The sequence below is a fragment of the Brevibacterium permense genome (genome assembly GCF_025506275.1).
GTDB classification, from domain to species: domain Bacteria; phylum Actinomycetota; class Actinomycetes; order Actinomycetales; family Brevibacteriaceae; genus Brevibacterium; species Brevibacterium permense_A.
The window spans coordinates 112,471-125,028 of sequence record NZ_QYCP01000001.1; the positions used below are offsets into that span (position 1 = coordinate 112,471).

Annotated in this window: 9 protein-coding genes; 2 read left to right on the top strand and 7 right to left on the bottom strand. The window is 65.3% G+C overall.

Features of this window, described 5'->3' with window-relative positions; genetic code table 11:
- Positions 1-23: 23 nt before the first annotated feature.
- From D3I60_RS00495 to D3I60_RS00520, 6 genes are read right to left on the bottom strand one after another with little or no spacing between them, the layout of a single operon-like run.
- A complete protein-coding gene (locus D3I60_RS00495; RefSeq protein ID WP_262773992.1) occupies positions 24-1,190 on the bottom strand; it encodes an MFS transporter in 1,167 nt (388 codons plus the stop codon).
- Positions 1,177-2,538 carry a Wadjet anti-phage system protein JetD domain-containing protein gene (locus D3I60_RS00500; RefSeq protein WP_262773994.1) on the bottom strand — a complete coding sequence of 454 codons (1,362 nt, stop codon included), beginning with the start codon at positions 2,536-2,538 and terminating at the stop codon, positions 1,177-1,179. Before D3I60_RS00500 ends, D3I60_RS00495 begins: the two co-directional genes overlap by 14 nt.
- A complete protein-coding gene (locus tag D3I60_RS00505; protein ID WP_262773995.1) occupies positions 2,535-6,065 on the bottom strand; it encodes an ATP-binding protein in 3,531 nt (1,176 codons plus the stop codon). Before D3I60_RS00505 ends, D3I60_RS00500 begins: the two co-directional genes overlap by 4 nt.
- Positions 6,062-6,862 carry a DUF4194 domain-containing protein gene (locus D3I60_RS00510; protein ID WP_440588543.1) on the bottom strand — a complete coding sequence of 267 codons (801 nt, stop codon included), beginning with the start codon at positions 6,860-6,862 and terminating at the stop codon, positions 6,062-6,064. Before D3I60_RS00510 ends, D3I60_RS00505 begins: the two co-directional genes overlap by 4 nt.
- Positions 6,859-8,322, bottom strand: coding sequence for a DUF3375 domain-containing protein (locus tag D3I60_RS00515; RefSeq protein ID WP_262773997.1), 1,464 nt, complete (start codon positions 8,320-8,322; stop codon positions 6,859-6,861). Before D3I60_RS00515 ends, D3I60_RS00510 begins: the two co-directional genes overlap by 4 nt.
- Positions 8,323-8,377: 55 nt before the next feature.
- A complete protein-coding gene (locus D3I60_RS00520; RefSeq protein WP_262773999.1) occupies positions 8,378-8,812 on the bottom strand; it encodes an MmcQ/YjbR family DNA-binding protein in 435 nt (144 codons plus the stop codon).
- A 53-nt stretch (positions 8,813-8,865) separates the two neighbouring features.
- Here D3I60_RS00520 and D3I60_RS00525 point away from each other — a divergent pair, with 53 nt between their 5' ends.
- Positions 8,866-9,867: an asparaginase gene (locus tag D3I60_RS00525; RefSeq protein ID WP_262774001.1), complete on the top strand. Its 1,002-nt coding sequence runs from the start codon at positions 8,866-8,868 to the stop codon at positions 9,865-9,867.
- A 7-nt stretch (positions 9,868-9,874) separates the two neighbouring features.
- Here the strand turns inward: D3I60_RS00525 and D3I60_RS00530 are convergent, their stop codons facing one another.
- Positions 9,875-10,882: a LacI family DNA-binding transcriptional regulator gene (locus D3I60_RS00530; RefSeq protein WP_262774003.1), complete on the bottom strand. Its 1,008-nt coding sequence runs from the start codon at positions 10,880-10,882 to the stop codon at positions 9,875-9,877.
- A 313-nt stretch (positions 10,883-11,195) separates the two neighbouring features.
- On the opposite strand from D3I60_RS00530, the gene D3I60_RS00535 reads away from it, so the two are divergent.
- Positions 11,196-12,557, top strand: coding sequence for an MFS transporter (locus tag D3I60_RS00535; protein WP_262774005.1), 1,362 nt, complete (start codon positions 11,196-11,198; stop codon positions 12,555-12,557).
- The last annotated feature ends 1 nt before the right edge of the window (position 12,558 follow it).

Below are 12,558 nucleotides of genomic sequence, written 5' to 3' on the forward strand. Positions count from 1 at the left end.
CGCTTGAACCAGAGCAGCTCCATTCACGTCCGCGCCGACAGCAGGGTCGCCAGCGTGAGCAGCCCGGCCATGGTCACCGCCATCATCGGGTACCCGCCGAGTACCCCGGCCAGCGCCGGACCCGCGACCGGCGCAAGCGCCGTGCCCGCGGTGATCGGCGCGACGAAGACGCCGTTGACGGCCCCGAAGTTCCTCGTCCCCCACCGGTCGGAGACCGCCGTGGCCTGCAGCAATGTCATGCAGCCGCGCACACCACCGGCTAGCATGGCAATGCCGATGAGCAGCCAGATCGGGCTGGGAACCAGGGCGAGCAGCCACAGTCCGACGGCGCCCGAGGCGAAGAGGATGACCGTCCGCGACCGTGTCGACGAGTGCCGTTCCAGACCCGGGTAGCCGAATCGTCCTGCCACCTGACCGAAGCCGACGAGGCCGAGGGCGATGGCCGCCAGACTGTAGTCGGCACCGCGTTCGATGATGAGCGGGATGATGTTGATCGTCACCGCGAACAGGGTGAACGTGGCGATCGCGACCGTGATCTGCAGGGTGATGAAGCGCGGGTGTCGAGTGATTCGGCGCAGTTCGGCCCGGCTCGGCTTGACCGTGGATGCGGCCGCCTCGTCGGTCCAGGTGCGGTTGAGGAACAACAGGTGCATCGGCAGTGCGAGTGCGGCGAGCAGTCCGGCGAGCAGTCCGTAGGTTCCCCGCCAGCCGAGGCTGTCGATGAGCCAGGCGATGATCGGGGCGAAGACCGTTGATGCGAGCCCGCCGACGAGCGTGATCGTCGTCAGGGGCTTCGTCCGTTCCGCCCCGTACCAGCGGGTGATGACGGCGAAAGCCGGTGGGTAGAGCGTCGCTGCCTGGGCGAATCCGGCGAGGATCCAGGCGGCGAAGAACACGGCGAGATTCGGCGCGATCGCGACGAGTCCGAGGGCGACAACTCCGATGGCCGTACCCGCACCCATGATCAGCTGCGGGCCGTGCCGGTCGAGCATCCGCCCGATACTGGGTCCCATGAGTGCTGAGACGATGAGCCCGACGGTCAGCGCCGCCGTCACCGTCGTGTGGCTCCAGCCCATATCGTCAGAGATCGGGGTGACCGCCACCGGCAGGGAGTAGTAGAGCAGACCCCAGCACACCAGTTCGGCGACGCAGAGGGCGGTCAGTCCCCCGCGCGGCTTATCGGTCGCCATCGAGGCCCTCCCCGAGGCGGTGCTCCGTTCCCACGCCATGACCTGTTCCTTCGCTGAGGTGACCCGAGGTCTCCATCTCAGCCGCGGTCCGCAGCCGGTTCAGAGCCATATCCCACGGGATGCGTTCCTGTTCGAGCCGGACGCCTCCTTCAGCATGTAGTCGTTCGAGGGCACGTGCCTCGGTGCCGGTGAGATGCGCGAAGGTGCCGGTGCTCGGCTTCGGTTCCGGTACCCAGAGATCCTGGTGCGTGAGCAGTGTTGCTTCGTCCATGAGCACGGATTCGACCTCCGGCAGGTGGCTGCGCAGGCGGTTGAGGATCGCGAAACCATGGGAGTCGAGGTCGCCCCAATAGATCACGCGCGTACCGGCGATCCAGTCCAATCGAGCGACCCCGTTGACGGCATAGCCCGAGCCGTGTACGGCCACGGCACCCGGCCATTCCGGCATGGCGAGCACGGATTCGAGGTTCTCGAAGACGAAGACCAGCCTCGGCGATATGGGCAGTCGACCGAGTTGGGAGATCGGAGCGGTCACATCGTCGAGGGGCACGGCGGCTGCTCTGACCGAGGTGCGATCGACGGTGACCTCATGATCCACGGCGCCGATCAGGGTCCCGTCGAGGATACGCAGGCGCAGTCGCGGTTCGGCGTCGAGGACGGTCACCGCATCGGCCTGGCCGATCCCTCCGAGCAGGGCGGTGACGAGGCTGCGGTGGGTCTCGAACCATTTCGAGTCCACCCCGCGGATGGGCAGCTGTCTGGGTCGCAGCGATCCGAGCGGATGGGTGCACAGCCAGTCGACGACGTCGATGACAGTAACGAATGCGGCGTCGGACAAGGAGAGGATCCGTTTCGAGTGGGAACGTATCGCCGCGGCAAGGGAGTCCCCGTCCGAGCTGACCTCCGCGTCCGCGTCGCGAGTCGCCGCGATGCCGTTCGATACGGACCCGAGTCGCTGCCGGATGCTGACGGCACGGTCTCGCAGTCTCCGCCATTCTCGAGCGGTGTCGCCGCCGACGTAAGCGGCCACAGCATCAGGGGTCAGCAGTCGCAGTCGGACCGGAACGCGTTGACTGCCGACGCGGCCCCAGCTGCGTTCTTCCCAATCGATCTCGAGGTCTGCAGGTGCGCCCTCGGCTGCCGCCCCCGCAACCTCCCGGACCGCCCGCCAACTGCCGGCCCAGTCGGCGGCAGCAGCCTGATCGGAGAGCACCTGCTTCTCCGTCGGTGGTTTGAGGGCGATCTCAACACGCACCTCACCTGTCGCCTCCGCCGCCCACGAGGCCATGGACGAATTCAGGCGAGCGCGTGCCTTCGTCCGGGCCTCGGCGACAGAGAGCATCGTCATCGGGCGTCCGACTCCTCGAATTCAAGCTCGACTTCACCGGCCACACGGACGCTCTCGGAACTGTCCGAACCCTTGGAATCACCTAACCCACCAGGTCCAGCCGACTCCTCGTCCGCGCCGTCGGCCGACTCTGACTCCGAGACCGACTCAGTTCCAGCCCCGTCCAGCTCCGTCTCGTCCCACACCATCGTCGAGGTCAGGGTCTTCTGCCGACTCGGATTCTCGATCGATGTGGCCGCTCCCACATAGGGTTCGATCGTCTGCAGCAGCTTCTGCGGAGTCGCCAGCACCATGTGGAATCCGAACTCGATGAAGATGTCCAAGGCCATACGCGTATACCGCGTATCCGCTTTGTCGAAGGCCTCGTCGAGGATGATCGTGCCGTACTTCGAGATCGCCTCATCCGGGTCGGCGAGCTGATAGCGCAGCGCTGCCGCCAGGCAGAAGATCACGAGCTTCTGCTGCTGACCACCGGACATCGCCGCACCCGAATCGTAGGTGGCATGTGCACGACCATGATCGTCGATCTCCTCGGCGAGGAAGCTCACGTGCAGGCGTGTGTCCAGGCACTGGGTCTTCCAGACCTTGTCGACGTGCTCGCTGGACGCGAATCGGCGCATCACCTCGGCGAGGGTGTCGTACTTCCTCTCCGCAGTCTCCATATCGTCCTCACCCCAGCTGCCGCTCGCCACGAGCCGGAGATCGGCGATGAAGGCGTTGACGGTCTCGGACCGCCGGGTCTTGACCTTCAGCCGCAGGTACCGGTCCTCGTCGAACTGCGACCGCAGAAGGGACGAATTGATCGGCGCGACCCGATCCTCGATCTCACGCGGGGCGGCGTGGATCTCGTTGAGGAGTTCGCCGATGAGGTCCCGGGACCGCTGCTGCAGCAGATCCCGGAAACGGTTCTCATGATCGGGCAAGCCGTGCGCGAGGATCTCGTCGAGCATCGACAGGTACGCGCGACGATCATCGACTTCCGCAGTGAGCTGGGACGATACAGACGGCCACGCGGCCTTGAACTCGGCAGCCAACCGAGTCACGGACTGCCCCGACCGACTTGCATCGGCTTGCGCCCGGTCCTTCTCCTCCTGCAGCACCTGCGAGACCTGCTGGCCCACCTCGGCGAGGTTCTCCCGCTTGATGCTGCGTTGGATCTTCCGGAACCGTTCGTCCAATTGTTCGCCGAGGTGGCCCTCGACTTCCGCCACCCGACCGGAGTTGACGTCGTCTTCGATCCGGGTCATGTTCGAGCGCAGACCCGTAGATTCCTCGTTCGCTCGGCGCAGAGCATAGTCGGCGTCGTTCTTCGCTGTCTCGGCCGCGTCCTTGACTGCTTTCGCCTCACGTTCGGCACCGATCGCCTGCTGCAGGTCTCCGTCGGCATCTTCGAGTTCGGCCAGCTGCCGCTCGAGAGTCGCGACCTTCTCGGCCGCTCCGTCTCGGTCGACGTCGCGCCAGGACTGTTCGCGAATACCGGCGAGGAGGCCGCGGCGACGGTGGACCCGTGCGGTTTCGGCGTCAGCAGCCGCGACCACCTGTTCGGCCGCGGCCAGTTCCGACTGAGCCTCCTTGAGGGATTCGACGAGGGCTTCGAGTTTCGCTTCGCGGTCGCCGAGGACCCATTGGCTGCGATCGTCGATGGCCCGCCGGTCGTCCTTCTCGTAACGGGTGCGTGAGGTCTTGACCTGGCCCTTGACGGTGACGGCGCGCGGATGGTCGTCGAGTTCGTCCGGGTGGTCGACACAGGCGAAGTCGAAGCGTTCGGACAAGGTGGTCCGGACCCAGACGCCGAAGCCGGTGTCGCTGACATTCACCTTGTTGACCAGCGACTTCTCACTGCCCACAGGGCGGGGGCTCGGCACTGAGCGCGGGATCTCCTCGAAGACAAGGCGGCCGCGGATACGATGGGAATCCACCCACGTGCGCACAGCCGAGAGGTTCTCAGAACGGACGAGGACGGTCAGTGCCATGGGGCGCAGCACCCTCTCGATAGCACCCGTCCACCGGGCCTCGTCGGGGTCGACTTCGATGAGTTCGGCTGCGAACGGCAGCGCCTTCTCGCTCAGTCCGGTGCCGGCAGCGAGCTCGGACCTGATCGTCATGAGGTTGTTCGGCACGGTCGATCCGGACCGCCGCAGGGATTCGATCTCCCCTTCGAGCTCGCGCACCTTCGCCCTCGCCTGGGAGAACCGGTCGTGATCGGCGTGGCTGGGTCCGGCGACCTGCGTGTCGTCGTCGAGGCTGGAGGCGATCTGAGCCTGCAGTTCGGCGAATTCGGCGGCCGTGGTCGGGGCGTGCTCGATGCCGGCCTGCTCAAGCTGACGAGCCAGCCCAGACCAACGTTCGGCGATGGCGCGGCGTTCGGTTTCGGCGGTGTCGATGCGCTGCTGAAGGTGTTCGGCCTCGGACCCGCCGAGCTCCAAAGTGGCCCGTCTGGCCAAGTCGTATTCGTCGACGGCAGCGTCGAAGTCGCGTTTGGCGCGGTCGGCGGCGACTTCGAGTTCGACGATCTGTCTGGTCAGCGCCGAGAGGTCGGTGCGGAGGATATCGAGCTCGCGCCGCTTCTGGTACGGCAGCAGAGCTTCGCTGAGCGCGATCGACTTCGCGGCGATGTCGTTGGCGGTCTCGAATCGGGAGGCGGCTTCGCGCAGCTGCAGCAGATGGTCGCGCTGTTTGCGCAGTTCGACGACATGGTCATGAGCGTCCTTGAGGTCACCGAACTGGGCGACGGCGGTCTCGGCGAGGTCGAAGGTCACCGGACTTTCGAGCATATGGTCTCGGAAGAGCCGGTCGAGGCTGTCCAGGCTCTTCGCCGACTGTGTCTTGTGCAGCAGCTGGAGTGCGGACTCGTCGGCCATGCCGAAGGTCTTGCGCATCCGTGCATAGAACTTCCCGTGGTGGCCGTTCGAGGTGACCACCGCATCAGGATGATCGGCCTTGAGTTTGCGGGTCTCGAGTCCGGAGCGCGCATAGTGCTGGAGGTCGGAGAGGTCGAGGTCCGCGCGCTCGAGGACACAGGCGTCGGAGAGGTCCGTCGCCTTCGTGCCCGAACCCTTGATGAAGAAGAGTCGGGCCAACGACAGGGGCTTGTCGCTGCCGTTGTCGTAGCGGAGGATGATTCCGCTCCAGGTGGCGCGCGGACGCAGATATTTGCTGACGACCCGGTCCTCTTCGGAATCCGCGGTGCGAGTCCAGGCCCCGCGGACGTAGCTGACGAGGCTGCGCTGGTCGAGGCGAGCGCCCGCGGTCTGAGCGGCGACGTTGAAGCGCAGCCACTTGTCCGGGGTGAGCACGGCGGCGATTCCGTCGAGGAGGGAGGACTTGCCCGAGCCCGAGGGCCCGGTGATGAGGTGACCCTTGTGAGAGACGGGGATGCGGTGGATGTCGGCGTCGAAGGTGCCCCAGTTCGCGATCTGGATCTCGCTCAGGCGCCACTGGCTGCCGACGTCGGGTCGGTTCGCTCCGCGAGCACGCGCCTGGTCGGCGACGAACGCCGCGTCGAGCGGGAAGAGTGCCTCTGTCACGCTTCGTCCTCCTCGGTGTCGGCGTCGATGTCGATATCGGCATCGGATGCGTCGGTGTCGGTGTTGTCCACGACCGTCTCGGCGATGGAGTCCTCACCGTCATCGGTCTCGTCAGCGTCGATTTCTCCGGCACCGGTCTCACCAGCGGCGATGCGTTCGTAGACGGCGATGAGCTCGCGCACGCGGTCCTCGTCGATGAGGAACTTCACCATCGGAGAGATCTCGAAGCGGTCTTCACCGGCTTTGTGGAGCACACGCAGTCGGTTGCTCATCCGCGACCACGCGCCGTTGAGATTGCGCTGGAAGGTCGATTCGTCCCCTGTGCGGTAGATCGCGAGGCGTTCATAGACCTCTTCGCGATCGACGATGACGCGTTTCTCTCCCGGCGCGGCCAACAGCAGCTGCCGAAGCACCAGCAGCATTGCCGTGTCGAGGAAGGTGAGTCGTTCGCTGCGCACCGCGGCGGGTGCGTCGATCTCGTCGGTGACGATCTTGCGGGTGAATGCGAATTCGTCGACCCGGTCGATGACGAGGTCGAGGAACAGATCGTGCAGGCGCGAACGGACGAGGCTCTCGTCCGCGACGAGGGCTGCCCACAGCTGCGGGGCCTGCGTCCCAGACACATACGGCCCTTTGAGCAGTTCGAGCAGCACTCGGCGGGTGCGCTCTCCCAGCGTTCCGGTGTCACCGGACCACAGACCGCTGGGGTTGTGGCTGAGGTCGTCCGCGGAGTCGGTGGATTCCATCACCGAGGCGACCCCGGGGGCTGTGTCGTTGTCGTGGTGGGTGGGGCTCATAGGGTGACGCCTTCGGTGAAGTAGTGGCGGCGGATCGCGGCAGTGCGGACGATGCCGTCGACGCCGGCCCAGGTGAGGATTTCGCGGTTGCCGACATCGACGTGGCCATAGGTGCTGGCCAGGGACAACAGGCCGACGACGCTGGCGAGTCCCTGTGTGGCGGGGAAGGTTTCGAGCACCTCCGCGACGGAGGCCTCGTGGGTGGAGGTGACGACGGAGTTGATGTTCTCGGTGAGTTCGGCGAAGTCGATTTCGGATTCGCGGGCGACAGCGATGAGTTCGGCGAAGTCGATCTCGGAGTCCGTGGCCTCGCCGAGTTCCGCTCCGGCGTTGAACTCCTCGGGGTCGTGGAGGATGACCTCGCCGACGCTGCCGAGTGAGACGCTGGAGAGTTCGAGGTCGATGCCGATCTCGTCGTAGGGTTTGAGCTCCTGCGACACGGGTGCGGCCGCGGCGAGACCCTCTTGGAGGAGAGTGCGCATGACGCGGTCGCGTTGGAATTCGTGGGAGTGGACGTAGCGGCGCAGGCCACGAGCGAACTCGGTGAGAATGTCCGAAACCTCGTGGGACCCGTCCTTCATCTGGCGCATCAGGGTGCGCAGGGAACGGCGGGTGGCCAGAGAGAGGGTGGCGGAGAAGTCCCGGTCGAGGATGGCGGCGATGTCGTCGTCGAAGGCCGCGGACTGTTCGGGGTCGCGGACGAGGGCGGAGAACGCCGAGAACGTCCGACCTTCGTCGGAGGATTCGATGAGGTCGACGCCGCGGAACACTTCGTCGAGTACTTGGGACTGGGAGTCTTCGGCGGCGAGGATCGAGACCCGCAGTTCCTGATTCAGTTCTTCGAAGCGGGCGCGCACGCGGGCGAAGTCGGCGGGCAGTCCCTGCGCCTGCTGGAGGATGTCGGAGACGCGTTCGTTCGCGCGGCGCCTGTCGAGGACAACGGAGCGCGGATCACCGCGGCGCACACGGGCGATCTCGGCGTCGATGCGGTCGCGTTCGGCGCGCAAGGAGGCGAGGCGGCGAGAGCTGTCCGGGTCGGTGTCGATGGCCAGCTGTCGCACGGATTGGGCGAGGCTGACCAGCCGGGATTCGGTGGCGGTCTGTGGTGGGGTGCGCAGCTGCTCGAGCATGCGGATGGCATCGAAGCCGGCGGCGGAGAGTTCGTAGGTTTCGCCTCTGGCGGCGGTGGCGGGACGGCGGACGAGGATTTCGGCGCGACGCCAGTCATCGCAGTACGCCTTCGCTGTCCGCAGCGAGAGGTCGAAGTGGTCGCGGAGCTCCTCGAGGTCGGCGTCGATGCTTTCGTGCAGATCCTCGGTGTTCATCCTGGTGCCGGGCTTGCCGAGGTGGGCATCGAGGGTTCCGGCCATGACAGCGAGGTTGTCGGCCCGGAGCATGCGCAGGGTGGCATTCGATTCGAGCAGTCGCCGGTAGGCGAGCGCGGATGACAGGGCGGACATAGGGACTATTCTCTGCGCCTAGGCGGGTGCGCGCCAATTCGCGAGTCGAGTGAGGTCAACGGCTGTCGATCCTCCCTCCGAAGGTGTCAGGGTCAACAGGTCGGTCCTTCTTGGGCATCTTGGCCACGACAAGACAATAGGACTCGAGCACGAGGTCGTGGAGAAGGTCGGGATCGAGACGAACGCCGGCCGTTGCGGCGCCGGGTTCGCCGCCGTCATCGCTTCCCTCCCCAGCGACGGTGATCCAGTGCTTCTTGTTCATGTGATAGCCGGGTGAGATCTCCGCATAGGCGTCGCGCAGCACCTCACCGTCGAGGGGATCGATCTTGAGGTTGAGACTCGGAACTCCCCGCAGCTCGTATGCCATCATGAACATCTTCCCGCGCACTTTGTACACGGCATTGTCCGGTCCGAATGGGTGGTCGAGCTCGACCGAGGGGTACTGCATGGCTTGGTCGTGGGCCGAGCGGAGCACGGTGGCGGGGTCCATGCGTGGAGACTAGCAAAGGCCACTGACGTAGGAACTGACGTTAGACTCGAATCATGCCTGAGATTCCGCCACGCACCGCCCCTCACCTGCTCTTGGCCGCACTCGGCGGGACCATTGCGTCGACCGCCGATGCATCAGGTGGGGTTGCTCCAGCGCTCAGCGGCGCGGAGATCGCTGCGGCCGCGGGACTCGATCAGGTCTGGCCGGATCTGCAGGCCGATTTCACTCAGGTTGCGCAGGTTTCGAGCGCCAATGTCACCCTCGAGATGCTCTTCGACGTCGTCGAGCTCGCCCGTACGTCCGGGGCCGACGGAATCGTCCTCACCCAAGGCACCGACACTCTTGAAGAGTCCGCGTTCGGGCTCTGGCTGCTCAATGACTCGAGCACTCATATCGCTGTCACCGGGGCCATGCGCAATCCGACCCTGCCCGGAGCCGACGGCCCCGCCAATGTCCGTTCTGCCGCCCTCACTGCCCTGTCCGACCAGGTCAGAAACCTGCCTGCGTCCCTTGTATTCAATGACGAGGTCCACGATCCGAGGTTCGTGACGAAGTCGCACACCACCTCGACGGCCGCGTTCTCCTCCGGGCCCATCCTCGGCGCGATCGGATGGCTGAGCGAAGACGATCTCCATCTCCCGCACGCGCCCCAGCCTCCGAAATCACCGTTCGCCGGACTTCCCCGTCCGTCTCAGCTGAGCAAGGTCGCCCTCGCCGAGGTGGGGATGGGCGAACCGGAGGAGACCCTTGATCTCATCGCCGGTTCCGGCTTCGACGGCGCCGTGGTCTCCGGGGTCGGCGGCGGCCACGTCCCCGAGGAGCTGCTGCCCGCTGTGGCTCGACTGGCGGAGAGGATGCCCGTGGTGCTGGCCTCACGCACCGGTTCGGGTGCGAGCCTGCACCGCACCTACGGCTATCCGGGAGGAGAGATCGGCCTGCTCGAAGCGGGACTCGTGCCCGCTGGCATCCTCGATGCCCGCAGGGCCCGCATCGTGCTCAACCTGGCGCTGAGCTTCGGCCTTGACCTCGCCGAGGTGTTCGCTCACTCCGCGTAACACCTGCTCACACCGGTCGGGTCGACCCCCGAACCACGAGTTCCGGGGTGAACCGGCGATCGTGATGATCGCCCGACGCCGATGCGTTCTCCTGCAGGAGTGTCTCCACCGCCGTCCGCCCGACCATCGCGGCCGGTTGCCGGACCGATGTCAGCGGCACGATCGTTGAGAACGCATAGTCGATGTCGTCATAGCCGAGAATCGCAATGTCATCAGGGATGCGCAGGTCGCTGAACATGATGACGGCCTGCATGAAACCGACCGCCAGCAGATCATTGGCGCAGAAGACCGCATCGGGTCGTCGGTCTGCCGGCAGACCGACGACTTTCTCGCCCGCATCGCGCCCCGCCAGGATCGTCAGTTCCGGGGTGCTGTACACCGGCAGATCAAGTCCGGACTGATGCGCCCTCTCCGCAGCTCCGGCCAAGCGATCGGCGACTTGCGGCAGCGACTGCGGTCCCCCGATGAAGACCGGTCGTATGCAGCCTCCGGCAATGATGTGGTCGAGCGCCATCCGCCCTCCGGCGATATTGTCCACCGTCACCGAGGACAGTGCATAGCCATTCGAGTCACGGTCGACGAGCATGACGGGAGTGCCCCGAGACGCGATCGATTCGAGGCGCGACAGATCCGAGCCGGTCGGAGTAACGAGCAGACCATTGACTCGCTGTTCGGCGAAGAGGTCGAGGTACTTCCCCTCACGCTGTTCGTCAGTACCGGAGTCCCCGATGAGCAGCGCCAATCCGGCCTCATCACAAGCCTGCCTGGCACCATGCGCAACAGAGGCGAAGAAAGGGTTCGACGTATCGAGCACGACGAGGCCGAGACTATTGCTGTGCCCAGATCGCAGCTGCCTGGCCGCGGCATTGCGCACGAAGCCAAGTTCCTCGATCGCCTCATTGACTTTCCGCGCCGTCGCTTCGGCGACCTTCGACGATCCGTTGACGACGTGGGAGACCGTGCCGACCGAGACTCCCGCGCGATCGGCGACCTCGCGCATGCTCACTTTCGCCATGAGTCTCCCTTTGTCATCCGTACTGCTTCAGACGTCCGCACTGTGCCGCAATCCGTACCGTGGCTCTCTGGAATATTGTCGGCAGGCATGTCTCATTGTGCCTGACGCACCGTCACTCCGGCCGTCGCACCCTCCTCGACCCACACAGCCGCCAACAACTGCCTTGATGTGACCCGAACTACATGCTAGTGTTCCGAGCAACAATATTGAAACGTTTCAATACTATCGATTTTCACACTCACACCTTTCACCGTCACCATCAAGCCCGTCGGATTCGCGAAGTCGCGATCACCGAGCCATCCTGGAGGAACCTATGAAGGACACAACGACGTCGTCCAAATGGAAGGCCACGGTCGCCGTGGCTATGTCGAACTACATCGAAGCCGGCTCGATCATCGCGATCGCCACGAGCATCAGCCTGTGGCAGACCGAATTCGGCCTCGACAGCATGGCCGTCGGCCTGCTGTCCGCCTTGAGCGCCAACGCCTTCGGTGCCGCGATCGGTGCGGCGATCGGCGGTCCGCTCTGTGACCGCTACGGTCGGAAGTTCATCTATACCTACGACCTGCTCCTGTACATGTTCGGCACGCTGTTCGCGATCTTCGCGTTCAACTTCGCCTCGCTGCTCATCGGCTTCGTCCTCACAGGCATCGCCGTCGGTGCCGGTGTCACCGCCGCTTGGACCTATATCGCCGAGGAGGCCCCCGACGGCCGTCGGGCCGGCCATGTCGGTGTGGCCCAGTTGGCCTGGTCGATCGGGCCGATGATCGGCTTCCTCCTGGCCGCCCTGCTCGAACCCATGGGCCTGCTCGGCTCCCGCATCATCTTCGCCCACCTCTTCGTCATCGCCTTCATCACCTGGTGGGTCCGCCGCGGGCTGAGCGAATCGCGTCGCTGGACGGAGAAGCAGGCCAACCCGAACACCGTGGGCACCTACCGCGGGATCTTTGAGATGTTCACCAAGAAGAAGAACATCACAGCACTCCTCTTCCTCATCGGCGTCTACGGCCTGTGGAACACGGTGGCCGGTCAGGCCGGAATCTTCCAGCCCCGCATCTACGAGGCCACCGGACTCACCGACGCCCGCTCCCAGTACCTGTTGCAGGTCCTCGTCTGGGGTCTGACCAGCGCCGCAACGTTCTTCGGCTTCATGCGCTACGGCGACAAGGTCTCCCGCCGCTGGCTCTACGGCTTCGGCGCCGGACTCGGCGTCATCGCCTGGGCCGTGCTCATCTGGGGACCGGCCGGTTGGTTCTCCCTCCTCGTCTTCGCCATCGGCTGGGGTATCTCATCCGGACTGGGCGCTCAGGCCTTCTACGGACTGTGGGCGGCCGAGCTCTTCGCCACCCGCTACCGTGCCTCAGCCCAGGGCTTCATGTTCATGATCGTGCGAGTCATGGTCGGCGTCCTGTCCCTGTGGTTCCCTCTCATGCTCGAGAAGACCGGCATCCACGGCGTCGGGTTCCTCATCGTCGGACTCCTCGTCGCAGCCCTGCTCATCGGCATGATCTGGGCACCGAACACCCAGAACAAGACCCTCGAAGAGATCGAGATCGAACGCTACGGCCGCCTCCTCGATGCCGATCACGCCACCGAGGTGGCCGCGGGCAATATCCGCACCGACGGAACCGCAACATCCGGTTCGACCGATTCCACCGCAGTCAGGGAACGCTGAG

What these genes read in the sequence shown, in the direction of transcription:
- D3I60_RS00535 (WP_262774005.1), top strand. Translation starts at nt 11,196, where the DNA reads ATGAAGGACACAACGACGTCGTCCAAATGGAAGGCCACGGTCGCCGTG.
- D3I60_RS00495 (WP_262773992.1), bottom strand. Translation starts at nt 1,190, where the DNA reads ATGGCGACCGATAAGCCGCGCGGGGGACTGACCGCCCTCTGCGTCGCC.
- D3I60_RS00520 (WP_262773999.1), bottom strand. Translation starts at nt 8,812, where the DNA reads ATGGACCCCGCCACCGTGCTCCGCTCGGCCCACGACCAAGCCATGCAG.
- D3I60_RS00510 (WP_440588543.1), bottom strand. Translation starts at nt 6,862, where the DNA reads ATGAGCCCCACCCACCACGACAACGACACAGCCCCCGGGGTCGCCTCG.
- D3I60_RS00530 (WP_262774003.1), bottom strand. Translation starts at nt 10,882, where the DNA reads ATGGCGAAAGTGAGCATGCGCGAGGTCGCCGATCGCGCGGGAGTCTCG.
- D3I60_RS00500 (WP_262773994.1), bottom strand. Translation starts at nt 2,538, where the DNA reads ATGACGATGCTCTCTGTCGCCGAGGCCCGGACGAAGGCACGCGCTCGC.
- D3I60_RS00525 (WP_262774001.1), top strand. Translation starts at nt 8,866, where the DNA reads ATGCCTGAGATTCCGCCACGCACCGCCCCTCACCTGCTCTTGGCCGCA.
- D3I60_RS00515 (WP_262773997.1), bottom strand. Translation starts at nt 8,322, where the DNA reads ATGTCCGCCCTGTCATCCGCGCTCGCCTACCGGCGACTGCTCGAATCG.